The organism is Paenibacillus sp. EB106-04-04-XG159 (assembly GCF_058791835.1).
Genome location: NZ_JBYTDY010000018.1, coordinates 75,936 through 100,270, shown reverse-complemented (window position 1 = coordinate 100,270; position 24,335 = coordinate 75,936). Strand labels below are relative to the sequence as shown.

Sequence of the window (24,335 nt, the reverse complement as noted above, 5' to 3'; positions counted from 1 at the left end):
ACTCGAAATAACGAGCTATTCAATGCACGAGTAATTACTGTAGGGTAGGACTCCAGATTAAAGGGGCTTAGCCGCTTCGTACAACATTTCTACTGAAATTCTCAAATCGGACAGGCTAATCTCTCTTCGATCTACCTCCTTACGATGGCAGCCGTAACGAATAAGTGCGTGGCTGCCGTCAATGGCGATCGGGCGTGCCCCTCAAGATGATGCTCGACCCACTGCGGCGAGATAGATGAACTTCCCAGCGTTAACGGAGGTTCTGCCTCAACTGTTACGATCACGACGTCAATATCACTCGCTGACGGAAGCTCAAATACTTATAGACGCCATTCACGTCACCTGAATATGCTTACTTCCGCGCGCCGCCGGACGCTCATGATCCCACCGGAAGGTTAGTGCGGCGATGACCAATAAGGCAACCGTAAATAAAGAAAGAATGCCGAGCGGCGGCCATATGTCCGAGATCGAACCCGCAGGATTCAAGGCTATCCCCATCGCCTTAACTAGATAATAGAACGGCTGAAGCTCACCGATCACACGGATCCATTGCGGCGCATGCTCAAGGGAATAGAATGCCTCACTCGTAAACAGAAGAGGAAAGCTCATCAAGTTAGAAATCATGTTGACGTTGCTTTCATCTCGGGAGAGGTTTGCAGCTATGAAGCCAAGCGAGGTAAAGCATATCGTTCCGATCAGCAGTACGATCAACATAAGCAGCAAGCTGATGGGTTCAAGCTGAATATCAAGAAAGACAACGCCGGTCACAATTACACATACGCTTACGAGCAAAGCGAGCACCGTTCTTGCCCCAGTCATTGCCGTTATAAACGATAAAGTAGAGAATGGTGTTACCCGCAGCAATTTAAAGATCCCTCGATTGCGATGAGACATCACATAGAAGGCCGTCACCATCGTAGCGCTGAACAGCAGATTCGTCGTTAGCACACCGCTAAGCAGTCGATTCGAATAGTCAGGATTGTCAAAATAGAACCCCAGCCCCACCAGCATGGCGATCGGAAAAGCGATGTTCCACACAATCGTATGGATGTCGCGAATAATACCTTGCAGAAACGTTGTTAACACAATAAACATCCTCGTGTTCCTCCTCAAAATAGGAATTAGCAAATGGTTGGTAAGCTGCTAGTCACCCTCAAGGCATCCTATCAACCTCCGGTTAACGAAATGTACAGATCTTCCAGCGTGTTCATCTTGTACTGGTCAAGCAGTGATGCAGGTGATCCCGATGCTTGGATCCGCCCATCCTTGAGCATAACGATACGATTGGCCAGCTTGTGCACCTCCTCCATATCATGAGAGGTGAACACGATCGAGGTTCCGCTTGCAGCGAGTGACTGGATCAGCTCGCGGATCTCGCGACGAGCCCGAGGGTCAAGCGCAGCGGTCGGCTCATCAAGAAACAGCAGCTTCGGTTCATGTACAAGCGCCATGGCGATAGCCAGCCGCTTCTGCTGTCCGCCCGATAATCTCAAAGCATTTGTTCGTGCGGCTTCAACCAGACCGCAGCGTTCTAAGTGAACCATCAGCTGCCTATCCTTCAATCGAAGACCATAGAAGGCAGCGAACAATCTTAGATTCTCGATAGCCGTAAACCCGGGAAAGAAAGGGGTAGACTGCAGCTGCAAGCCTATATAACGGTTAGCCTCAGACGTCCAGTAGGCTACGGAACCTTCATCTGGACGCCGAAGTCCTAGAATAAGATCTAATGTGGTTGATTTCCCAGCTCCGTTAGGACCAATGATCGCAACTACTTCCCCCTCTTCAATCGCTAGATCCAGTCCATTTACGACCTGCTTCTTGCCATAGGTCTTCACTAGCCCTTGCGCTTTAATCAATGTGCTCATTAGATTCATCTCCTTTAACCAATGTTTATTATCCAACGTTGGATATATGCTTAAAATAAAAATCGCTCTTAACAAGCGACTTTTATTGCTGTAACAGTGAAATAATCTGCTTAAGGAAAGCAATATCCTGTTCATGCAGCGCGATCGCATTATCGAAAGTGGCAATTACAATTGGAGTCAAACCATGCTGCCCCTTAATCTCCTTGCCTAATTTCCACTGTGCCAGTGATTGCTCAACTTGTGCCAGATTCTTTTCAAGCAATTCAATCGCTTCTGGTGCCGGAATATCCTCTATCCAAATCAATCCGAGCGAGAAGTCTGATTTGGCGGAATGGGGGGTATAGGTAAGCGTTTCTCGGATCATTTGTTGATATAACTGCTCGCCTTGCTCCGTAATTCCGTAAACCTTGCGAATTCTTGCGCCGGTTCGTTCTTCAGCGACAGCTTCAATAAGTCCCTCATTCTCCATCTTATTCAATGCATAGTAAATGGAGCCTGAGAGCACATTCGCCCACACATCCATTCGGCTCAACTGGATCAGCTGTTGAATCTCATACCCGTGCATCTGACGTTGTCGTAAAAATGAAAGTATGATTAGATTAATCACCCGTATTACAACCTTCCTGTATCAGCCATTACCTCATAAGCTTGAATACATAACTTTGTATATCCAACATTGGCTATTTGTGTAATAATCACACTATACTCCATTGTGGATTTTATTGTCAATCCCATAGTTTACTTTATGCATTGGCCGCTCCTTACTTATGAGCAGCTAAGACCAATGCCGGTGCTTCCGGCGTATACGGTGCCTTCTCGAAGTTAGCGTAAGCTTCGATATGATGATAACCGCACTGTTCGAGTATCGGGAGCAGTTGATCGCACGTGACCGGGAACAAGGGAACGGTATTGCTTATCGCCTGATCATTTGCAGTCAATGTTGTCGTGAACAGCACTTTATCGCCAGCCAGCTCATAGCTTCTCTCAAATGTGAAATGCTCCTTGCGAACGACAGGGAACTTGAAGCCGTCGCTGTTCAGCACTTTATCGTAATTGACGATCTGAATGAGCAATGTGCCTTCTGGCCGCAGTCTCGTATATGCATGCTGCAGGAATTGGCTGATCTCCTTCAGATCTTGAAGGTGTACAAGCGTATTCCCAACGCAGTATATGCCATCAAAGTAATCCGTCAGCTGATCCAGCTCCTGCATGGAATGAGGGAGCACTTGAAGCCGCTGTCCATAGCTCTTCGATTTCTCTCGAATACGAGCGCACATCATTTCCTCTGGTTCCGCGGCGGTAACAGAATAGCCCGCTTCTGCCAACGCACATGCCATATTGCCTGTTCCCGCACCCATATCGAGCAAGGAGCTTCCTTCTGCATAATAGGATGTTATATATCGAAGCTGTTTCTCATTCACGGGAAAGAGCTCATCATAATACGGTGTTAAATCTTGATAGAACGCCATGTGGAATATCTCCCCTCTTCGTATAATCACAGATAACTATATCGAAAAACTTTCACACAAAGTGTGATTAGGATCAAATAGTCGCAGTTTTTTTCCTGCTATCATTAAGCATGCATTGATAATAAATCTCAATGACAAAGGAGCTTAATGATGAGTGAACTAATAAACAATCGTGAGAACCACACCTTACATCATACAGAACGACAACAACTTCTCAAAGAGATCATAAAGGAGCTTCATAACGGCCAATCCGAAGAAGCTGTGCGAGAGCGATTCAAGCAGGCGATCGGCAACGTTACGGTCCAAGAAATATCGCAGCTGGAAGAAGCGCTGATGAAGGAAGACGGCATACCTCTGCAAGAAGTACAGCGTCTGTGCTCTGTGCACGCTTCCGTATTCGAAGGGTCAATCGAAGATATCCATCGTTCAGATCGCGCTGAAGATCAACCCGGTCATCCGATCCATACATTTAAGCTGGAGAATAAAGCGATCGATCAACTCGTTAATTTCAAGATCCAGCTTCATACCGAGCAGTATGCCAAGCATGCTTCAGAGCAGACTCGCTACAAGCTCTTGAATGACTTGAACTTGCTCATGGATGTAGACAAGCACTACAGCCGCAAGGAGAATCTGCTGTTCCCTTATCTCGAGAAATACGGAATCTACGGTCCGACGAAGGTGATGTGGGGTGTTAATGATCAGATACGAGCAGCGATCAAGGAAGCTAAGAGTCAATTGATGGAGAGTTCACCTAATCAGCAGGATGTCTTGGATCAGCTTCGTATCGTCATGCATGAAGTGACAGCCATGATCTCGAAGGAAGAGAATATATTGTTCCCTATGGCTCTAAACGCTCTGACAGAAGATGAATGGCTGAAGATCGCACATGAGAGCGATACGATAGGCTACTGTTTAGTGGAACCAGCGGGAGTATGGGTTCCAACACGTCATCCTATTAAAGACTCGCCTGAACAGGTTAGCTCGACTACAGAGACTGAAGAAGCGAAAGAAACAGCCATTGACGGTTATATTCGTTTGGAGACAGGGATTCTATCTGTCAAGCAGCTGGAGTTGATCATGAGCCATCTTCCTGTTGACCTTACCTTCATCGATCAGGATGATGTCGTTCGGTTCTTCTCTCATGGCAAGGATCGTATCTTCGCGCGTACGAAGGTCGTCATCGGTCGGACAGTTCAGAACTGCCACCCGCCGCAGAGCGTCCATATCGTCAATGAGCTGTTAGCAGACTTCAAGGCCGGCAAGAAAGATGTCGAGGACTTCTGGATCCCGATCAAGGATAAGTTCGTCTATATTCGCTACTTCGCTGTAAGAGATGATGCGGGGCAATATATGGGGACATTAGAGTTCACGCAAAATGTAAGCCCAATCCGCGCACTAGAGGGACAGAAGCGTATCATGTCATAGTTCAAGCGGTAAGCACAATTGAAGTATACAGTAAACGGCGAAGACACTGAGATCGAATCAGTGTCTCTTCGTCATACTCTTAACTCACGCTCACTTGCTTCACACGTGCGCCGCCTAATTTGAAGACCAGAATGCCGCACGCGATGACCATTACACCTAACAGCTGTTGAAGCGTAAATGGAACCTGCTCCAGGCCGAACAAGCCAAGTGAATCCCACAGCAAGGCGAACCCAAGCTGCGAAGTCATAACGATAGAGGTGGCATACGTAGGACCAAGCAGCTTGATCCCATTCATCATGCAAATGACCACGCCGACGCCTATCATTCCGCTGAACCAATACCATCCCTGCATATGCTGCAAGTTGAATAGATTCCCTCCTTCAACAATCAAGCCAATCGTCAGGGAAGCCGCGAATCCTAAACCTAGCACGACGGCAGTAGCGGTCCAGGACCCGGCATGTTGATTCATTTTACTATTAAAAATGTTCTGCACACTAACTAACGAACCTGCGACCAATGCCATCAGCAAACCTGTAATCATGACCATCACCCGCCTTTCCTTTATTCATAAATATTGTTACCAGCCAGCGCACGCAGCCCTTCCTTGTTCTTCACGATGATGCAATCCTTGTTACGCTCAATCAGTCCTTCGGTACAGAGCTGATGGATGACTCGATTCACATGTCTGTAGCTCGTTCCGATCAGGCCCGCAGCATCTCTCAGATTACTCGTACTAAGCTGTCCTATGAAATGCTTATCTGATTCATCAAACGAGACCGACAACAGATAGCTCGCCAATCGCACTTCGACCGGATACATCAGATTAAAGCTCAACGAATTGGATTTCATGCAAAACTTCTGGGTAATGATTCGCAATAAGAACTGCAGCAGCGGCGTATAGTCACTTCCATATCTCTTCAGCCAGCGTTGATGAATCCCGATCATATGGACCTGTGATACAGCCTCTACGGTATTGATCATGTCGTTGCCCGCTACGTATTCAATCTCCCCCACCACATCAAGCGGTTTCTTAAAGGATACAATCAGCTTCTTGCCTTCAGGCGAAGTCACATAAACTTTCACCTTACCCTTCACCAGTATATATAGAAGCTGCGAAGGTTCTCCTTGTGAACAAATAATTTCCCCTTGATCAAAGTGGTACAGCGACAAATGAGACATTAACTGTTCATTAAATATATCCTCGATACCATAAGCACGCAGATACTGCAGCAGCTGCTCCCGATCTTGAATCTCTTTCATAGCTTAGCCCCACTTTCTCTTCTTGCATGACTTCTACGACAAAATAAATACCTGTTCAAAGCCCTAATATCACTACGCCCGTTATCATCATGCCTATGCCGATGAACTGCGGCAGCCTCATCTGCTGCTTCAGCATCCCAAACCATCCCCGACTGTCGATAAGAAAGGTTAGACTTAACTGGGCAATCAATACAGCGGATATTGTAATCGTAGCACCAACCTGGTGAATAGCTGTAATATTACTAGAAATAATGATCGCCGCAAAGGCTCCGCCCGACAAATATAACGGTCGTACCTGTTTTAGCTTCCGCCATTGTCCGTCACGTCTAAACAGCAGAATTAGCAAGACTGTCATGAATCCAGTCCATTGCGTCAATGTCGCCGCTTGCCAAGTGCCAATATCTTGGCTGATCCGCGCATTGGCAACACCCTGCAGCGTTATAAAAGCTCCCGCCATGAATGCGAATAAGATACCTCTCATGCTGCTCTCCCCCATATCCGTTATTTTATTATTTAATAATGGATTCGAGGATTCAGGGAAGGACATATGTCCTCTGCTAATAATCGATTATATACAAATAATGCTGCCCCGCAGCAGCATTGTGCGGGACAGCATCATAGTTGACAAGTATATCTTATTTTACACTCATGTAACGATCATAGGCTTCCGTACGAATCTGCATCAACCGCTCAAGTCCCATATCGTTAAGCTTCTTCACATAAGCATCCCAACCTTCGTCGATCCCGCCTTTGGTTACCCACTGCGCACGCGTCGTAGTCACATAGCTGTCGATATCCGTAGTCAGGGTCGGAAGCTCTTGGAATTCCTCAGCGGTATACATAACTTGCGGGAAAGGTGTCGTTACATATTCGCTGCCCAGCTTGTCTATCTCCAGCTTCAGCCCGTCGCCTGCCTCTGGGTTCAGAACGAGGTTCTTCTCGAAGGAAGGGCTCACATATTTCGGTCCGAAATCTCGTAGAGACTGCTCCCAATACCAAGCATCTGCGCTGGTGCCTGCCGGTGGATCCATCAGCGTGTATGTTCCGTCATCGTTCTTCTTCACGACAGTTCCGATCGCTCCCCAGAAGTTCTGAATGCTTGCTTCGTTCGTGTAGAACTGGTCTGCCCAGCGTGCAGCTATCTCTGGGTTTTGGCAGGAAGTTGTGATGAGCATCTCGTTGCGTCTAAAGCTCAAACCGTTCGGATCTCCTGCCTGGTACCGTTTCCCGTCTGGCCCGCTGATCGGAGCTATCGTCATATATTGATTGCTCCACTTACCAAATACCGCATCCGGCGTCCATTGGTAGGACAAGCCAACTATCGGAGCTTCCGCATTCTGCTGCTTAGCGAGCTTCATGCTGTCGTCCTGGGTATACAGCTCTCTGTCAATTAATCCTTCTGTATATAATTGATGTGCCCACTTGAGGCCCTCTTTGTATTCCTCTGTAATAGGGATGTACGTCGGCTTGCCATCCTTGATCATCATATTAGTGCCGCTCATATCGGGGATGCCGAATGGATCTAGTAAATTGCCTAAGCCCTTCTCCGAATAAGGAATCTCATCCTGCTTGTTGTTTCCATTCGGATCTTGCTCTTTGAAGGCTTTTAGCACATTATGAAGATCGTCCAGCGTCTCTGGTGCCTTTAACCCCAATTGGTCGAGCCAGACCTTATTAATAACAGGTTGGGATTGGGTCTTAGGACGCGCGGGTAATCTCGCGGGCAACGAGTACATCTTCCCGTCAGGAAATGTGCTGATCTTTCTCAGCTCTGGCGTCTCTTCCATGGCTGCTTTAAGGTTAGGCATATATTGATCGATATAATCATCCAGCTGGCGGAAATAGCTCAAGTTATTCACGATATCGGAATCCGAGAATGTCTGATTGCCTAGGATGATGTCAGGAAGCGTGCCGCTGGCGAGCATAATCGACTTCTGCTCATTCCAGTCATTAGAAGATACAACCTGCCATTCGATCTTAACATTCGTTTCCTTCCCCAGATCTTTAAGCCACTGGTTCTCCTTGAAGCTGTCCCCCATGCTTCCCCAACGCATAGTCAACACTTTAAGCGTCACAGGCTCATTTACAATCGGCAGCCCTTCTTTGTTAAAGCTGCTTGCCTGGCTGTCTGCGGACTTAGCGGTATCTTTGCCGCCGCATCCCGCAAGGCTGAATAACATCGTGGTCGTCAACAGAATCGCAATCAACATTTTGGCTGATATTTTATTGGCTTGTATGCTCATTCATCATTCACCCTTTCCCTTTATCTAAGAAGTTGGCTCTACTCTTTCACTGCTCCGATCATCACCCCCTGATTGAAGTACTTCTGTACGAACGGATACACGCACATGATCGGGACAGTTGCAACGATAATGACAGAGTATCGCATCATGGTGGAGAGACGAAGCGCGATCTGCGCGGCTTCACCGCTGCCTAAGCTGGATTGCATCTGATTCGTGATCAAGATGTTGCGCAATATTAACTGCAAGGGATACAGATTCGGATCTTTCAGATAGATCAAGGCATTAAAGTAAGAATTCCAATAGCCAACGGCTATCCACAACCCTATCACCGCTAGAATCGCTTTCGACAGAGGCAGCACTATTTGAACAAAGTATCGAATGTTGCCGCAGCCATCGATCTGCGCCGCTTCCCACAGATCATTAGGAATGCTAGTCTGGAAAAAGGTTTTGGCTACAATAATATTAAACACAACAACGGAGAATGGAATAACCATAACTAGAAATGTGTTATACAAATGGAAGTCGCGGATCGTCAGGAAGGTAGGAATTAACCCGCCGCTGAAAAACATCGTAAAGATAAAGAACAAGGACAGAAACTTCCTCCCAACAAGGTCTTTTCTTGACAGTGCGTACGCTGCCGATATATTAACGACCAAGCCGATTGCTGTGCCAACCGTTGTGTACAAGATGGTGTTTCTGTAACCGATCCAAATGCCTTCATGGCGTAGCAGTTCTCGGTAGCCATCCAACGTGAACCCCTTAGGAAACAGCCATACCTGGCCGCCCGCCACCGCGTACGGATCGCTGAACGAAGCGATCACGATAAAGTACATCGGATATATCAAGATTATCAAAAATACAACCGCAAATACGTAAATCAGAACTTCCATAATCTTATCCGATAGCCGGTTCTTGATCTTTCCTTGCTTCTTATTTGCTACAGATGCTGCTAGTTCCATATTATCCTGCCTCCCTTCTACCACAAGCTGTTTTCACTGTATTTTTTCGATAACTGATTGACAAGAATCAATAGGATAAAGTTAATGACGGTGTTGAACAGGCTGATCGCCGCAGAGAAGCTGTACTGGCTGCTGAGAAGCCCTATCTTATATACATAAGTAGAAAGAATCTCGCTTGAGGAAATGTTCAGATCGTTCTGCATCAGATATACTTTTTCGAATCCGACACCGAGCAGTCCACCGACACGCAATATTAGCAATGTAATCGCGGTAGGCATCAGCATCGGAATATCGATATCACGAACCTTGTGCCAACGGCTTGCTCCGTCCACAGTAGCCGCCTCGTACAGGCTGGGATCGATTGCAGAGAGCGCGGCGATATAGATAATGCTGTCCCATCCGACATGCTGCCACACATCCGACCATACATACAGGCTGCTGAATAGGCCGGGGGAGCCCAGTAGATCGGGAGCCTCTTTGCCAAATAAATGATACAGGTTACCGAGCAGACCTGTGCTTGGAGAGAGCAATATCATCATCAGTCCTACCATAACGACGGTTGATATGAAATGCGGCATATAAGACACGGTCTGGAAGAAACGCTTAAACCAGTTGGTTCTCATTTGGTTGATTAATAGCGCCAGCATAATCGGAATCGGAAATGTAACTAGGCTATAAAGACTGATGACAATCGTGTTCTTAATCGTTGTTGAGAATTGATAGGAATTAAAAAACTTCTCGAAGTACTTGAATCCCACCCAAGGACTGCCATCGATTCCTAGAGCCGGGCTATAATCTTTGAATGCTATGATTATCCCGTACATTGGCTTGTACGCGAACAATAGAGTAAGCACCACAGCGGGAAGAAGTAGCACGTATAGTCCCCAGTTTCGTTTAATCCGTCCGAACGTACGCCCCATTGCTATTTGACCGGATCTCATGATGTTCCCTCCTTATGATCTATAAACCGCTTTATTGTTGTACGGGTCTATGAACATCTTCAGTATAAGCGTCCTGCTTCCGTGTTTACTGGACATGATAGAAGTGCAAAACAGACTTTTGCGTACCGCTTCGCTGCTCCGTGTTGAACCATACTCTCCATATCGGATGACGCAATAGCGGGATTCCGACTTTTCGTTGTGCTTTCCGGACTTTGATGCGAATCTGCACCATTTTGTATGTTTTTTTAGATATAGAGGTCTTATAATGAATTTGTTGCCAATAAAGCGCATTCATAATAGTAGAGTCGCACGAAAGGACGCGGGTGCTTTGGCCTCTAGTAGAACAACAGGAAACAAACCGTATCCAATCCGGCATTATGTGAAAATTATGCTCTTTATTTCATTCGTCGTGCTTATCCTGGACTTCGTCATCAGCATTGCTTCCATATCCATAGTCAAGCAGCAGTCCGCCCAACATCTGCAGGATACAGCTGATATGTACATCGATCGCATTAATCAAGATTTTACTTACTTGACTCACTATATGGGGTGGACGCTTGCGAACGATGAAAGCCTGAGTACGATGAATACTTATTCTGAGAACAGCAGCGAGTTCTTGAAGTCGAACGAGAATCTGCGTAAACGGTTCACTGAACTGCAGAAGAATTATGGGAAGGATTATAATTTCTTCTATTACTTAAAGGACAAGTCATTCTTCATGAATTGCGCGCCGCTCAGCATTCCCTATAACGACTACCAGGAATTGAAGAAGCAGGTCATGTCCTATGCGGAAGATCAAGATGTGTATGAGAAGTTCTATTCGAGGTGGCAGCCTGTACTTATAAACGATACCTACTACGTTATGAATATCGTTCCTTACTATGACAGCTACATGATTAGCATGATCTCCGCAGATCATCTGATCTCGCCTTTGCGCCAGATCAATCTAGGAGAACACGGCTATGTTTCCTTGATAAGTGAGGACTTGCAAACCGTAACCAGTCCCGTATCAAACAGCGGCAAAGTGCTGAACTTGCAAACGGAACGCTCATCGTTATTGAACCTGCTGCAGATCAGGACGACCGTTAACGGCGAATTTACGAACGCAGCTTTCATCGTGAAACTAGTCATTCAGATCGGGACGTTCGAGAAGATCATGATTGCCCAACTGCTCATTGTTCTCTTAGCTGTGATCATTGCCTGCAACCTTTGCTTCATCATGCTGTATTTCAAGAAGAAAGTATTGATACCAATAACTAGATTCTCTTATAACCTTGCACATTGGACCGATGATCATGAGTTATTGGATATCGAGAGCAGCAACCTTGTCGAGCTGGAGAAAGCGAATAAGCAGTTTATACACCTAGTTTCACAGATAAAGAATTATAAGATTGATATATACGAACGCGAGTTAGAGAAGCAGAGAATCCAGCTGAATTATATGAAGTTGCAGATCAAACCGCATTTTTTCTTGAATTGTTTAACGAATATTCACAGTATGGCGCAGATGCAGATGTATAACGAGATTCAACAGATGGCGTTGTCTACATCGAAATATTTTCGGTATATCTTCCAGAACGATCAAGACTTCGTCAGATTAGAAGATGAAATCGAACATGTCAGAGTTTATCTCGAGATCCAGAAGCATCGTTACCGAGATGCCTTCATCTATCGTATCGAGCAGGCTGAGCACATAAGGAACGTGAACATTCCGCCGTTGGTGCTTCAAACGTTCATAGAGAATGCGATCAAATATGCGATTTCAAGGGAACATGAAACGCAGATCTCGCTTACTGTAGATCGCCTGCCGACGGAGGGAGAAGAGCTAACGGTTATCCGCATATCCGATTCCGGACCTGGATTCCCGCTAGATATATTAGAGAAGCTTCAGCATGGGGAGCCTCTGGAGCAATCGAACGGTACACATATCGGCATTATGAACACGATTCAAAGACTTGCGTATCTCTACCAGAATAAAGCCAAAGTCTCCTTCTCCAACATGGAACGCAGCGGCGCATGTGTCACCTTATACCTTCCGGATCTCCCGAAGGATTATACGGAAATGGAGAACAGCATATGAATGTATTGCTTGTTGATGACGATTATTTCGTCGTAACCGCATTAGAACAGAAGATAGACTGGAAGTCGCTTCACATCGAAACTGTACTTACTGCCAATAACGTTGCTCAGGCACGGGAAATATTCAAGAAGCATCCTGTTCAGATTCTGATCTCTGATATTGAAATGCCGCAAGGAAGCGGACTGGAGCTACTGGCGTGGATACGTGAGGAGAAGTACAACGTTCAAGCTATATTTCTGACCAATTACGCAGATTTCAACTATGCCCAGAAGGCGATTGAATTGCAGAGCTTTGAATACTTTCTCAAGCCGATTGAGTTTGACAAGCTCATGCTTATCATCCAGAAAGCTGTCGCACGAGCTAAGGAACAGCAGCACAATGAGAAAGCGATACAGGAAGGCTACTTCTGGCAGAAGAATCAGTCTAAGATCGTCGAGCACTTCTGGCGCAAGCTGATCACCAGCAGTACCTCTCATCCTATTAAACCAGAGATAATAGCTTATTCTATTGAAGAACAACATCTCTCCTATCGCATGGAAGAGATCTTTCAGTCCTTATTCATCAACATATTTCCTTACAATGGGAGTATGGGAAAAGAAGAAAAGGATCTATTTGATTTTGCGCTGCTTAATGTGCTCTATGAGCTATTGATAAGTCCTAGCTTTATCGTCGAAACCATCATAGAGCATAGAGATTATAACTGGATTGTCATACTGAAATGGACTCATACACCGAGTGCAGAATCGCTTGAAGAGCTCTGTTCTTCCTTTATTCAGAAAGCGAACCAGTATCTAAAGTGTGATGCATGCTGCAGCATCGCCCTATCCGAAAGGCTGGAGAGCATCGGCCATAGAATCAAGCAGCTGCTGACGATGAATGACGACATTACGAAATGCCGCAATCACACCTATTTCGTTGATGATTTCTGCCTAAACCATCAAGCGAGCTACACACCGCCAGATATGGCGCATCTAGAAGAGTTGCTGAACCATAACCAACCCGCTGCATTTCTGAACGAAACGACTCAATATATGAGAGGCATGTTGAACAAGAACTCGATCCATACATCTGTCCTTAGCTTGTTTCGGTTGGATATCGTGCAGCTCGTATATTCCTTTCTTAAGATGAAGGGGATACAGGCTCATAAATTGTATACCGGCAGGGCCAATGATCATTTACTAACGCATTCTTTATATTCTATAGAGGATATGGAGGAATACCTAACCTATCTCGTGAATACCGCCATGGAATACCGCGACTTTGCCGCGCAGCCCAAGTCCGTAGTAGAAGAGATCAAGCTCCACATTCATACGCACTATGGAGACGATCTGACCCGAAACAATCTGGCGGAAATCGTCTATCTCAATCCTGATTATCTAGCAAGGATATTTAAAAAGGAAACAGGCATTTCATTAGGAAACTATGTGATTCAAGTCCGAATAGAGACCGCTAAGAACCTGTTAGAAACCACTAATCTATCTGTATATACCATTGCAAATAAGATAGGGTACGCTAACTACTCTCATTTCTCTAAGCTGTTCAAGCAAGAGGTCGGCCTTACTCCAAATGAATACAAGAAGGAGCACAGCTCTTGTTCGTTATAAATAGGATGTAAAATGAGCTGTCCCAATGCTAGTTATCTACCATTGGGACAGCCCTGCAGCATCTATTTACTTTCTTGAATGAATATCTGCTTTCATCTGCACGATCATCTCTTCTATACTTACGATGCCGAGGTCACCTTCACCGCGCTTTCTCACGGATACACGACCCGAGCTCTTCTCATTCTCGCCAAGCACGAACATGAATGGTACTTTCTCGAGCTGTGCTTCGCGAATCTTGTAGCCGAGCTTCTCATCGCGCGCGTCTACCTCCACCCGAATCCCGGCATCGTCCAGCGACTTCTTCACTTGGAAGGCATAGTCAACATAGTTCTCTGACACCGGAAGCAGCTTCACCTGAACCGGAGCCAGCCATAGAGGGAATGCCCCTGTGAAATGCTCGGTAATGATCCCAATAAATCGATCAATCGAACCATACACGGCTCGATGGATGACGACCGGCCGGTGTTTAAGACCGTCCTCACCGATGTATGTCAGATCGAACTTCTCAGGCATCTGGAAATCCAACTGTATCGTCCCGCACTGCCAGCTCCGCTTCAATGCGTCTAAGATGTGGAAGTCAATCTTAGGACCGTAGAATGCCCCATCGCCTTCATTGATCCGATATTGGATGCCTCGCTTATCTAATACGTTCTGCAGCGATTGCTCCGCTTGATTCCACAACTCTTCCGAGCCCATATAGTCTTCAGGTCGAGTGGACAGCTCAATCTTGTATTCGAAGCCGAACACATGATAGATATGGTCAATCAGCGCGATGACACGGCTAATCTCATCTTCAATCTGCTCCAGCAAGACGAATAGATGCGCATCGTCCTGACAGAATGTGCGGACTCGCATCATTCCGTTGAGTGCGCCGGAATATTCATGGCGATGCACTTGACCGAATTCCGAGAGACGGATAGGCAATTCCCGATAGGAATGCAGGCTGTTCTTGTATATAAGCATATGTCCCGGACAGTTCATCGGCTTCAGCGCATATTTCGTATCGTCCACGTCAGTGAAGTACATATTGTCCTTGTAATGATCCCAGTGACCGGACTGCTCCCACAGCCGATTGTTCATCATCAGCGGTGTGCGCACCTCTTCATAATCCCGCTGTCTCTGTATTTCACGCGAGAAGTTCTCCAGCTCTGTGCGAATCGTCATCCCTTTCGGCAGATAGAAAGGCATCCCGGGCGCTTCCTCCGAGAACATAAACAGTCCCAGCTCTCGGCCGAGCTTACGGTGGTCACGCTTCTTCGCTTCCTCAAGAACATGCAGATGCTCTTCCAGCTGAGCTTTCTTCGGAAATGAAGTCCCGTATATTCGCTGTAGCATCTTATTATTGGAATCCCCGCGCCAGTATGCACCCGCTACATTTAACAGCTTGAATGCCTTGATTCGTCCAGTGGCTGGGAGGTGCGGTCCTCTGCACAAGTCCAAGAATTCACCCTGCTCGTATAGGGATAGAACTTCATCCTCCGGCAGGTCGCGGATCAGCTCCAGCTTGAGCGGCTCTTCCAGCTTCTCGAATAGTTGAATAGCTTCTGCTCGGCTTACGACTCGACGAACGATCGGAATATTCTCTTGGATGATCTTCTCCATCTCACGCTCGATCGCGACAAGATCATCCGTAGACAGCGGATTAGCGATGTCGATGTCATAATAGAATCCATCTTCGATTACTGGACCTATTCCGAGCTTAACAGCCTGGACTCCATATATTCGCTTGATCGCTTGAGCCATCAGATGCGCTGTACTGTGTCTATATATATCTAAGCCCTCTTTACTGTCGAGTGTGATTATCTCAAGGAGGCAATCATGCTCAATCGGTTGATTAAGATCAACGAGCTTGCCATCCAGTTTACCAGCTACAGCCAGCTTCTTCAGTCCGGTACTAATAGATTCCCCCACTTGCATAATGGTCGTTCCTAGTTCTACCCTCCTAATTGTTCCGTCTGGCAAAGTTACATTGATCTCCATGATTGTGCCTCCATTTCTCCATTACTGGTTATCGTTGAACGCAAAAAAACGCATCTCATCCGCCAAGGGACGAGTGCGTTCAACTCGTGGTTCCACCCTAATTCGACCTCCAGCATGTCATTCGATGGCATCCGCCAACGCATGCAGCAGCAAGGTCCTTATTAGAATCCGTTAACGGGGATGACTCGGTGCCGCTTACAGCCGTGATCTATTCCGATCCACGGGTTCAACGCCACGGCTACAAAGGGGTAATTCCACAACAGATAACTGGAGAAGCTTTCAGCCTGAACTTCTCTCTCTGGACAGCTCGCATAGGGAATCATGTCTTTGGTCATTGCCTTGTATGTGATTATTGGATCAATAATACATATTACTCTTGTTAAAGTCAAGGTTAAGAAGGAATAGCTCTGAAGAAATAGTCGACTGCACCTTTGAATGCGAAATGAATAGGATAATGTGAAATGCCTAGAAATTGAGGCCTTCCGTGACATTCGATCCTTGAGGGGGTATTAACATTGTATTGGGGACATTCGTATTATTACCGTGCTAATTTTCAGCCGGTATGGGCAACAACTTATGCTCAGGCATTGGAAGCTATCTATCATGCCGTTCAGGGCGAGAAGCATGATGAATTATTTTACGATGATCTGATCAATATGGCGCCAACGAAGGAACAGAAAGACATCATCACATCGATCCGCAATGACGAACGAGGCCATAATCATATGTTCCGAGAGATGTACACGGAACTTACCGGCCACCATATTCCAGTAAGCACGAATGTGTCCTATACGAAGCCCGCTTCTTATATCGAAGGACTGGTTACGGCGCTGTTCGGCGAACTCTCAGCCGTTGAAAATTACCGGAAGATATGGTCCGGTCTGCCCGCTGGCATCTACAAAGATACGGTACTCGGAATTATTATGGACGAACAGAAGCACGCATCGAAATACAATTACTTATATGCATTGAATCATTCAACTTAATCTAATGCCAACTATTCATACCTCTCTATAGGTGTAACGTTTGCGCAATACTAGGATATAACTTATACTCGGAATATATTAAGCTAAGCGAGGGTAATCCAAATGGCAGTAACTATTGTAGATGTAGCGCAACAAGCAGGTGTGTCGCCTTCCACGGTATCGCGCGTCATATCGAATGATGTACGCATTAGCCAGAAGACGGTCCGCAAAGTCCGCAAAGTAATGGAAGAACTCGGCTACCACCCTAATATGCTGGCAAAGAGTCTTGTCACCAAGACGACCAACAACATCGGCATCGTACTGCCACGACCCGCAGATGAGTTATTCCTGAATCAATTTTTCTCCGAGATCATACGAGGTATTGTCACTAGGGCAACCGCAAGCGGCTATGATGTGCTCATGACAACGGCAACGAATCAGATTGAAGAAAAACAGGCCATAGAACGTCTTGTTCATGGCCGATACGTAGACGGCATTATCCTGCTGTCATCACGCCGCGATGACCAGATCATTTCATTTCTGCGAGATAAGAAGTTTCCGTTCGTACTTGTTGGACGAAGCGAACACTATACCGACATCATTTCGGTAGATAACGACAACGTCGCAGCCTCCTATGATATGACACGCAATCTCATCCAACGGGGGCACCGCAAGATCGCATTTGTGAGCGGTCCATTTAACCTAACTCTGTCCAAGGATCGGCTGGACGGATACAGCAGAGCATTGTTTGAAGCAGGCATTCCAGTCTGCAAGGAGCTTATGTATGAGGGTGAATTCACGCAAGAATCTTCTATACATATAGCGGAACACATTGCTAAGCTGGAAGATCGGCCAACCGCTATAATTACAATCGATGATCTTGTCGCCTTAAGTGTGATCCGCACCTTAAAGAATAACGGATTGCGCGTGCCAGAGGACTGCAGCGTGGTCGGCTTTAATAATACGCTATTCTCCGAAATGGGCTCGCCTCCGATCTCAAGTGTCGATATCGGTATCTATAAAATGGGCAGTTCAGCCTCACAGGCGCTCATTCAGTCCATAAAGGGAGACGGCTTCGACCAAGCGCGTATTATTGTCCCGCATAAGCTCGTATGGCGGGAGTCCGTAAGCTCGGTACAGTAAACTAGTAAACTATATATTCACATGCAAACAGCGATGGACATTATCGGTATAAACCGTTATATCCATCGCTGTTGTATTATTTCCTATTTATGATTACAGCGTAATGTTCAACTCATGACCGCCAGCGTTCTCTGGCAGCTTCACAAGCAATTCACCGCGTTCCGCATCATACGCCCAGCCTGTCGCCAGACCAGCAAGCTGATCCATCTCTACCTTCTCGCCCATACCCGCAATCGCGGAAGGCGCGGAGGACAAGCCGATCAGGCGGAAACGCAAGCTATCGCGCTTCGGCTCATATCCATGTGCAGTATAAGCTGCCTTCACGTTCAACGACTGTGCAGACTCTGTCACTTGGATAAGCATCGTGTTCCATTGCCCGTCTTCATAGGCAAAGGTCAGACCATCATCCTCGTACCATTCCAGCTCGGAAGTCCCGCTTCCGCCCTGCAGATAGACAGATGCCGTAACGTACTCGTCGGCGACCGTTTCCTCCGCATGCTGGCGAACCGGTCCTTCAAGCAGCACTGCGCCTGCGCGCACATAGATCGGAAGCTTCGAGAGCGGCGCGTGCACATGAATGTGCTGCTTGCCTGCATAGCGCTCTCCGCTCCAGTAGTCGACCCACTCGCCTTCCGGCAGGTAGACCGAACGCCATTCCGTATTCGGACGATAGATAGGCGCTATCAGAACTGAATCGCCAACTAAGAACTGGTCGCATAGGTTATACACCTGCGGATCGTTAGGATATTCAAGCACCATCGGACGCATAACCGGAAGCCCTGTCTTAGAAGCTTCATAGAACCAATGATACAGATAAGGCATCCATTGATAACGCAGGGCGATATACTGCTGGCAGATGCGCTCGATCTCTTCGCCGAAGGACCAAGGCTCTTGGCGAAGCATATCAATGGCGCTGTGGTTGCGAACGTACGGGAAGAAGACACCCATCTGCGTCCAACGCGCCAACAGCTCGCCGCTTGTATGATGGGCGAACCCGCCGATATCAGGACCGGCAAATGGCACACCGGACATCCCCAGATTCAGTACCATCGGCATAGCCATCGACATATGCTCCCAGAAGCTGCGGTTATCGCCTGTCCATACAGCCGCATAGCGCTGAATGCCGCTGTATCCAGCACGTGTGAGCACGAACGGACGCTTGCCGTCGAGCAACGCCTTCAGCCCTTCATAGCTCGCCTGCGACATGCACATCCCGTACAAGTTATGAAGCTCGCCATGTGTCTTGCGATCGCCTTCATTGCCGTGCATGACATTCACGTCCATCGTCTTCGTTTCATTGAAGATCGCAGGCTCGTTCATATCGTTCCAGATACCGTCGATGCCAAGGTCCGTATAGAAGCGCTGGTTCTCCTGCCACCATTCCCGCACACGAGATTCGGTGAAGTCTGGGAACGCACTCTCTCCTGGCCATACCGGCCCTGTATAGATGTCGCCCTCTGCCGTCTTGCAGAAGTAATCGTTATCGACGCCTTCCATATAAACCGCGTACAGCGGATCTTTCTTCACGCCTGGATCGACGATCGGCACGATGTGGAATCCAAGCTCACGAAGCTGATCCATCATCTGTTTCGGATTCGGGAAACGGCTCTCATCAAATGTAAATACCCGATACCCGTTCATGTAATGAATGTCGAGATGGATGACATCGCATGGAATCTCCTTCTCACGGAACGTATGAGCCAGGTCCAATACTTCCTTCTCATCCATATAGCTGTAGCGCGATTGATGATAACCCAGCGCCCACTTTGGCGGCAGCGGCATGCGTCCTGTCAGATCGCCGTATCGAACAATAACGTCCTTCAAGGTTGGACCTTCGATCCAATACAGGTCGAATTCTCCCGTCCACGATTGAAGCATCGCCATATCCGCATAGGTGCGCATATCGAACACCGTCTTACCCGGATTATCCAGGAACAGACCGTAGCTTTTACCTTCACTCAACACCGTCAAGAAAGGAATCGATTGATAGAGAGACTCCATCTCCGGCACATGCGGCGCATATACATCGGAATTCCACATCGTATACCGCTCGCCGCGCTTGTCGAGGAATCCAGTCTTTTCCCCTAGTCCGTAGATATGATCCTCTTGATTTAAATTAAAAAATGCTGTATAGTCCCCCACCGCTTCACGATTGCGCTGCAGACCTGCGATCTCCACGCTCGGCTGTGCTTCTGTTCTAATACTTAAAGTACCTGTACGACGGTTAACTTCAACCGTAGAACTGCCTATCGTGATCAACACTTGCTCATCGTTCTCCGTCCAGTGCAATGGCGATGGCTTACGAGCTTCTGAAGCGATGACAGCCTGTGTGGTCTTCCAATTCGGTTCTTGCCCACGATACGTCTTGAAACGAATGACGCCGTTGCCTACCGAAGTGATCGCCAGATTAAACTGCTGTCCGACAAGCAATACCGATTGATCTTTCTCTATAATATTCGTAATGGTGCCAAGCTGAACGCCGGTATGACCTTGCGTCTGCTGTGCCGCATTCTCAGGATGTATAGCTGCGCTTGTATCTTGCATCATATTTCCCCCTGCTCCCCAATCCTATAAGGTTTAGCTCTATTATTTTAAGTAAACTTCTGTTCTATCTTTCGTATGACTTCCTTAGCCCTTGCTCGCCCCAGCCGTCAACCCTTCTACTAGGAAGCGCTGCAGGAACAAGTAGAGAAGCGCGATTGGTATGGCGATTAAGACAGCCCCAGCCGCAAACATCGTAAAGTTAGAAGATGCGTTGTTGACCATATCCCACAGTCCGATCGCAAGCGTCCATTTCTCTTTCGTGCGCAGAACGAGTCGAGCAAAGATGAAGTCGCCCCAAGCGCCTGCAAATGTCATCAGTCCAATGTACGTAAGCATCGGCTTCGAGAGCGGCAGCATGATCTTTATAAATACCGTCCAATGAGTAGCACCGTCGATACGTGCCGACTCCTCCAAGCTCTTTGGAATCGTATCAAAGAATCCTTTTACGACAAAGGCACCAAGCGGCGCTCCCGCTGAGTACACCAGAATCAAGGCAAGATGCGTATCCAGCAAGTTCAATTGCATCAGTAAGATGTAGATGGCAATCATACTCATAAATCCAGGGAACATCCCTAGTACTAGCATACCTGACATCAGATTTTTCCGGCCGTAGAACCGGAAGCGAGACAACGCATAAGCCGTCATCACGACCAGAATAACGCCGAAGATCATATTAAACGTCGCAATCTTTAACGTATTGAGATACCATCGCCCATATTGATACTGCTCCGATGTAAACAAGTTGATAAAATGTTCAAATGTCGGCTCTCTCGGAATAAGCGTCTCGCTGTAGATGGATGTCCCCGGACGAATCGAAGACATCAATATCCAAAACGTCGGATAGAGGACGCAAAGCGCTATGAGGATAAGCAGCAGATAGCTGAATATTAGACGAATACGCGAATTTTTCTTAGCACCTACACTCATTGGATGAGATCCTCCTCTCGGAACGATTTGGTACGACGATAGCTCCAGATCGATAACGAAGCTACGATGATAAAGATGATAATACCGATGGCCGCTGCCATGTCGAACTTGTTATTATCCAGAGTCAACTTATACAACCACGTTACGAGCAAGTCCGTACTGCCTGCATACTGGTATTCACCGTTCGGTGGATTACCGTTAGTCATGAGGAAGATAACGTTGAAGTTGTTGATGTTGCCCGCGAATTGTCCAATCAAAATAGGAGCTGTTGAATACATAATCATCGGCATCGTGATGGCTCTGAACTTGTGCCAAGCCGTCGCGCCGTCGACGTCTGCCGCTTCGTACATATCCTTTGGAATGGTCGTTAATATACCGATAACGAGCACCATTGTAACCGGGATACCGACCCACATATTAACCATTAATACCGTTACCTTCGCCCAGAACGGATCAGACAGCCACGGCAGCTTGCCTAAGCCGAAATAGCTCAAGTACTGGTTAATCGGTCCAAACTCGCCATTAAACATGTTGCGCATAATCAGGAACGATAACATTTGCGGAATGGCATATGGAATGATAAAGATCGTGCGCCACATCGTCTTGAATCGAATACCCGCTTGTTGTACGAGAAGCGCTACTAGAATACCGCCAAAGTAGCAGCTAAATGTAGCGAGTACTGCCCATATAATCGTCCACGTCAATACGCCATAGAATGTACTGCTCCACGTACCAAGCTGAAGCAGATCTTTAAAGTTCTGCAGGCCAACCCAATCTACAAGCTTCGCAGGCGGGATGTGGTCAGGTGCCGAATAGTTCGTAAATGCAAGCAGAATCATAAATATGATCGGCATTATCGTAAAGAACAACACCGCCGCTGTCGGCAATGCCAAGAACAGATAAGCGAATTTCTGCTCTTTCACATATTCCAAGCTTTGCAGGAAATTGTTCGGTTTTTCGCCTTTAGACCGCGAGCGTCCTACCGCATAGGCATCCTTCACCACAAGCACATACACCCATACGAAAATAAACAGGACAACCAGCGTTATTAATCCTTTAATGATCAAGTGAATCGAATGGTCGCCAGGGACCATCTGGTATATCTTGCCGACTTTCTTCATCTGAGAAGGTGTTTCTCCGAGCGTATATAATCCCCATATCGCCCGCGGTAAATAGTTAATCAAATAAATCAAGCCTAAAGCTTCGATCAGCATGAGCAAACAACCTTTTAAATATTGACGGTTGAATATTTGCCCAAGACCCCAGAATACACCTGAAAGCAATGCAGCTCTCGTTGCGGTATTCGATCGTGTATCACTTGGCGACGGCTGAGGTGTAGAACTGTTCTTCACAGCACCGTTGGATATAGCCGAATGTATAGTTGCCATGAGGTCCTCTCCTTTTTTCGCTATCCATTATCGTAATCGCATGCGCATATCCGCGACTCTCTCATGAAACGACCCGGACAAGCATTAGACACTTCCCCGGGTCCCCCTTATCTTGTTTACTTAACTGCGTCTTTTATTTGTAGTACGGCGTTATCAAGGGCCGCTTTCGGATCTTTGCCTTTGTTAAGCACATCTGCCAGACCTGCTGCCATTGGGCTCCATACTGTACCCATCTCTGGGATTGAAGGCATTGGGTAGGAATTCTTGAATTGCTCAAGTACAGCTAATGTAAATGGATCGTTAGCGACTTTAGGATCAGCTGACGCTTCCTTATTAGAAGGAACAGCACCAGTCATTTCATAGTTTTTCAGCTGTGCTTCTTTAGTAGATGCGAATTCTGCGAACAATTTGGATGCGTTAGGATATTTCGTATAAGAGTTCACATACCAGGATTTAACGCCTGAGAATGTCTTGGACGGTTGGCCTTCAATGCTAGGAATTGGCGCAGCGCCGAGGTTCACGCCAGATGCCTTCAGGTCTGCAATCGCCCAAGGACCATCAATATTCAATGCCAATTGACCGCTTGCGAAGAGTCCTTTCTTCACGTCATTCGTTACATCGGATGTTGTCAACGGAAGCACTTGCTTCGCGAATTGCTGCAGGAACGTCGCGCCTTTGATCGCGCCTTCGTTATTCAAGCCGATATCCGTCTTATCGCTGCCGTTGTTGCCGAATACATAACCGCCAGTTGATGCTAGGAACATGTAGTCAAAATAGAAGTTGCCGATCTCCCACATGTAGGTATATTTCTTATTCTTTACATCGTTCATCGTCTTGGATAGCTCCATGACCTCTTCCATCGTCTTAGGTGCTTCAGCAATCAGATCTTTGTTATAGAACATGATGAGCGTTTCTACCGAACGCGGATAACCGTACAACATGCCGTCGTAGGAAGATGCATTAACCGCCAACTCGGAGTTCTCAGCACGCGTCTTCTCTTCGTAGAAGTCATTTGGCAATAAAAGCCCTGCTGTTACCGCTTTGCCCAGGTTATCGTGCGGGAACACGACGACATCTGCTGCAATACCAGCCGGTCCATCATTTATAAGCTTGTTCACTTGGTCAGGTGCTGCGACTTCCTCGTATTTCACTGGAACGTTATATTTTGCAGTAAATTCCTTCGCGATCGCTTCAGCGTATGAACGAGCTTCTTTACTCTCCCAGATGACAAGACTTGCTCCATCCTCTGGCTTCAACTCATCGCTTTCTGCTGCTCCATTGTCTGTCGCTGCTTCTGTTTCTGTCGTTGTCTTTGTCTCCGTAGAAGCATTCTTGCTGCCGCAAGCCGTAATTGAAAATACCATCATGACTGACAACATCATTGCTACCCATTTCTTCATGTTCTTGATTGCCCCTTTCAATTCTGGTTCATATTGTGGAACATAGCGCGCAAAGGTTAGATAGAACAGATATGATAGTTTTGCACGAAGTTTATGCAAACCTTTGCACAAGTGTTTAAAAAAATATTGTCTTTCTATTAAC

At 46.9% G+C, this 24,335-nt stretch carries 20 protein-coding genes; 5 read left to right on the top strand and 15 right to left on the bottom strand.

What is annotated here, in order from left to right; genetic code table 11:
* Positions 1 to 333: 333 nt before the first annotated feature.
* The 4 genes from AC3WTP_RS19275 to AC3WTP_RS19260 form a co-directional block, all read right to left on the bottom strand.
* Positions 334 to 1,095, bottom strand: a complete 762-nt coding sequence (locus AC3WTP_RS19275) for an ABC transporter permease (RefSeq protein ID WP_492396260.1) — start codon at positions 1,093 to 1,095, stop codon at positions 334 to 336.
* A 71-nt stretch (positions 1,096 to 1,166) separates the two neighbouring features.
* Entirely contained in the window at positions 1,167 to 1,865 is a 699-nt protein-coding gene (locus AC3WTP_RS19270) for an ABC transporter ATP-binding protein (protein ID WP_492396259.1), read from the bottom strand.
* Positions 1,866 to 1,947: 82 nt separating this feature from the next.
* Entirely contained in the window at positions 1,948 to 2,472 is a 525-nt protein-coding gene (locus tag AC3WTP_RS19265) for a PadR family transcriptional regulator (RefSeq protein ID WP_492396258.1), read from the bottom strand.
* A gap of 154 nt (positions 2,473 to 2,626) precedes the next feature.
* Positions 2,627 to 3,334 (bottom strand): class I SAM-dependent methyltransferase, encoded by a 708-nt coding sequence (locus AC3WTP_RS19260; RefSeq protein ID WP_492396257.1) that lies wholly within the window; start codon positions 3,332 to 3,334, stop codon positions 2,627 to 2,629.
* A gap of 150 nt (positions 3,335 to 3,484) precedes the next feature.
* Here AC3WTP_RS19260 and AC3WTP_RS19255 point away from each other — a divergent pair, with 150 nt between their 5' ends.
* On the top strand, positions 3,485 to 4,759 hold the full coding sequence (locus AC3WTP_RS19255; protein WP_492396256.1) for a DUF438 domain-containing protein: 1,275 nt from the start codon (positions 3,485 to 3,487) through the stop codon (positions 4,757 to 4,759).
* A gap of 79 nt (positions 4,760 to 4,838) precedes the next feature.
* Here the strand turns inward: AC3WTP_RS19255 and AC3WTP_RS19250 are convergent, their stop codons facing one another.
* The 6 genes from AC3WTP_RS19250 to AC3WTP_RS19225 form a co-directional block, all read right to left on the bottom strand.
* Complete coding sequence (locus AC3WTP_RS19250) at positions 4,839 to 5,300, bottom strand: DMT family transporter (RefSeq protein ID WP_492396255.1); 462 nt, start codon at positions 5,298 to 5,300, stop codon at positions 4,839 to 4,841.
* A 20-nt stretch (positions 5,301 to 5,320) separates the two neighbouring features.
* Positions 5,321 to 6,019, bottom strand: coding sequence for a Crp/Fnr family transcriptional regulator (locus AC3WTP_RS19245; protein WP_492396254.1), 699 nt, complete (start codon positions 6,017 to 6,019; stop codon positions 5,321 to 5,323).
* Positions 6,020 to 6,074: 55 nt separating this feature from the next.
* Complete coding sequence (locus AC3WTP_RS19240; protein WP_492396253.1) at positions 6,075 to 6,500, bottom strand: DMT family transporter; 426 nt, start codon at positions 6,498 to 6,500, stop codon at positions 6,075 to 6,077.
* A gap of 154 nt (positions 6,501 to 6,654) precedes the next feature.
* Entirely contained in the window at positions 6,655 to 8,262 is a 1,608-nt protein-coding gene (locus tag AC3WTP_RS19235) for an extracellular solute-binding protein (RefSeq protein ID WP_492396252.1), read from the bottom strand.
* Positions 8,263 to 8,300: 38 nt separating this feature from the next.
* Positions 8,301 to 9,221 carry a carbohydrate ABC transporter permease gene (locus AC3WTP_RS19230; protein ID WP_492396251.1) on the bottom strand — a complete coding sequence of 307 codons (921 nt, stop codon included), beginning with the start codon at positions 9,219 to 9,221 and terminating at the stop codon, positions 8,301 to 8,303.
* Between the two features lie 17 nt (positions 9,222 to 9,238).
* Entirely contained in the window at positions 9,239 to 10,162 is a 924-nt protein-coding gene (locus tag AC3WTP_RS19225; protein WP_492396250.1) for an ABC transporter permease, read from the bottom strand.
* A 265-nt stretch (positions 10,163 to 10,427) separates the two neighbouring features.
* Between AC3WTP_RS19225 and AC3WTP_RS19220 the strand changes: the two genes are divergently transcribed.
* Positions 10,428 to 12,242, top strand: coding sequence for a sensor histidine kinase (locus AC3WTP_RS19220; RefSeq protein ID WP_492396249.1), 1,815 nt, complete (start codon positions 10,428 to 10,430; stop codon positions 12,240 to 12,242).
* Complete coding sequence (locus AC3WTP_RS19215; RefSeq protein WP_492396248.1) at positions 12,239 to 13,846, top strand: response regulator; 1,608 nt, start codon at positions 12,239 to 12,241, stop codon at positions 13,844 to 13,846. The genes AC3WTP_RS19220 and AC3WTP_RS19215 overlap by 4 nt, the downstream gene beginning before the upstream one ends.
* A gap of 66 nt (positions 13,847 to 13,912) precedes the next feature.
* Here AC3WTP_RS19215 and thrS read toward each other — a convergent pair whose 3' ends face one another.
* The gene (gene thrS, locus AC3WTP_RS19210) at positions 13,913 to 15,826 is read right to left on the bottom strand and encodes a threonine--tRNA ligase (protein WP_492396247.1); all 1,914 of its coding nucleotides are present in this window, start codon (positions 15,824 to 15,826) and stop codon (positions 13,913 to 13,915) included.
* Positions 15,827 to 16,341: 515 nt separating this feature from the next.
* On the opposite strand from thrS, the gene AC3WTP_RS19205 reads away from it, so the two are divergent.
* Both AC3WTP_RS19205 and AC3WTP_RS19200 read left to right on the top strand, forming a co-directional pair.
* A complete protein-coding gene (locus tag AC3WTP_RS19205; protein ID WP_492396246.1) occupies positions 16,342 to 16,812 on the top strand; it encodes a ferritin-like domain-containing protein in 471 nt (156 codons plus the stop codon).
* Positions 16,813 to 16,914: 102 nt separating this feature from the next.
* The gene (locus tag AC3WTP_RS19200) at positions 16,915 to 17,934 is read left to right on the top strand and encodes a LacI family DNA-binding transcriptional regulator (protein WP_492396245.1); all 1,020 of its coding nucleotides are present in this window, start codon (positions 16,915 to 16,917) and stop codon (positions 17,932 to 17,934) included.
* Positions 17,935 to 18,027: 93 nt separating this feature from the next.
* On the opposite strand, the gene AC3WTP_RS19195 is transcribed toward AC3WTP_RS19200, so the two are convergent.
* From AC3WTP_RS19195 to AC3WTP_RS19180, 4 genes are all read right to left on the bottom strand, one after another.
* On the bottom strand, positions 18,028 to 20,478 hold the full coding sequence (locus AC3WTP_RS19195) for a glycoside hydrolase family 31 protein (protein WP_492396261.1): 2,451 nt from the start codon (positions 20,476 to 20,478) through the stop codon (positions 18,028 to 18,030).
* Between the two features lie 84 nt (positions 20,479 to 20,562).
* Positions 20,563 to 21,405: a sugar ABC transporter permease gene (locus tag AC3WTP_RS19190; RefSeq protein WP_492396244.1), complete on the bottom strand. Its 843-nt coding sequence runs from the start codon at positions 21,403 to 21,405 to the stop codon at positions 20,563 to 20,565.
* Positions 21,402 to 22,793: a carbohydrate ABC transporter permease gene (locus tag AC3WTP_RS19185; RefSeq protein ID WP_492396243.1), complete on the bottom strand. Its 1,392-nt coding sequence runs from the start codon at positions 22,791 to 22,793 to the stop codon at positions 21,402 to 21,404. The genes AC3WTP_RS19190 and AC3WTP_RS19185 overlap by 4 nt, the downstream gene beginning before the upstream one ends.
* A gap of 116 nt (positions 22,794 to 22,909) precedes the next feature.
* Positions 22,910 to 24,193, bottom strand: a complete 1,284-nt coding sequence (locus AC3WTP_RS19180; protein WP_492396242.1) for a sugar ABC transporter substrate-binding protein — start codon at positions 24,191 to 24,193, stop codon at positions 22,910 to 22,912.
* Positions 24,194 to 24,335 lie beyond the last annotated feature (142 nt).

Bases quoted from the DNA above. Each gene is read 5' to 3' on its own strand.
- AC3WTP_RS19275 (WP_492396260.1), bottom strand. From the start codon at position 1,095: ATGTTTATTGTGTTAACAACGTTTCTGCAAGGTATTATTCGCGACATC.
- AC3WTP_RS19270 (WP_492396259.1), bottom strand. From the start codon at position 1,865: ATGAGCACATTGATTAAAGCGCAAGGGCTAGTGAAGACCTATGGCAAG.
- AC3WTP_RS19260 (WP_492396257.1), bottom strand. From the start codon at position 3,334: ATGGCGTTCTATCAAGATTTAACACCGTATTATGATGAGCTCTTTCCC.
- AC3WTP_RS19255 (WP_492396256.1), top strand. From the start codon at position 3,485: ATGAGTGAACTAATAAACAATCGTGAGAACCACACCTTACATCATACA.
- AC3WTP_RS19250 (WP_492396255.1), bottom strand. From the start codon at position 5,300: ATGATTACAGGTTTGCTGATGGCATTGGTCGCAGGTTCGTTAGTTAGT.
- AC3WTP_RS19245 (WP_492396254.1), bottom strand. From the start codon at position 6,019: ATGAAAGAGATTCAAGATCGGGAGCAGCTGCTGCAGTATCTGCGTGCT.
- AC3WTP_RS19240 (WP_492396253.1), bottom strand. From the start codon at position 6,500: ATGAGAGGTATCTTATTCGCATTCATGGCGGGAGCTTTTATAACGCTG.
- AC3WTP_RS19235 (WP_492396252.1), bottom strand. From the start codon at position 8,262: ATGAGCATACAAGCCAATAAAATATCAGCCAAAATGTTGATTGCGATT.
- AC3WTP_RS19230 (WP_492396251.1), bottom strand. From the start codon at position 9,221: ATGGAACTAGCAGCATCTGTAGCAAATAAGAAGCAAGGAAAGATCAAG.
- AC3WTP_RS19225 (WP_492396250.1), bottom strand. From the start codon at position 10,162: ATGAGATCCGGTCAAATAGCAATGGGGCGTACGTTCGGACGGATTAAA.
- AC3WTP_RS19220 (WP_492396249.1), top strand. From the start codon at position 10,428: ATGAATTTGTTGCCAATAAAGCGCATTCATAATAGTAGAGTCGCACGA.
- AC3WTP_RS19215 (WP_492396248.1), top strand. From the start codon at position 12,239: ATGAATGTATTGCTTGTTGATGACGATTATTTCGTCGTAACCGCATTA.
- thrS (WP_492396247.1), bottom strand. From the start codon at position 15,826: ATGGAGATCAATGTAACTTTGCCAGACGGAACAATTAGGAGGGTAGAA.
- AC3WTP_RS19200 (WP_492396245.1), top strand. From the start codon at position 16,915: ATGGCAGTAACTATTGTAGATGTAGCGCAACAAGCAGGTGTGTCGCCT.
- AC3WTP_RS19195 (WP_492396261.1), bottom strand. From the start codon at position 20,478: ATGCAAGATACAAGCGCAGCTATACATCCTGAGAATGCGGCACAGCAG.
- AC3WTP_RS19190 (WP_492396244.1), bottom strand. From the start codon at position 21,405: ATGAGTGTAGGTGCTAAGAAAAATTCGCGTATTCGTCTAATATTCAGC.
- AC3WTP_RS19185 (WP_492396243.1), bottom strand. From the start codon at position 22,793: ATGGCAACTATACATTCGGCTATATCCAACGGTGCTGTGAAGAACAGT.
- AC3WTP_RS19180 (WP_492396242.1), bottom strand. From the start codon at position 24,193: ATGAAGAAATGGGTAGCAATGATGTTGTCAGTCATGATGGTATTTTCA.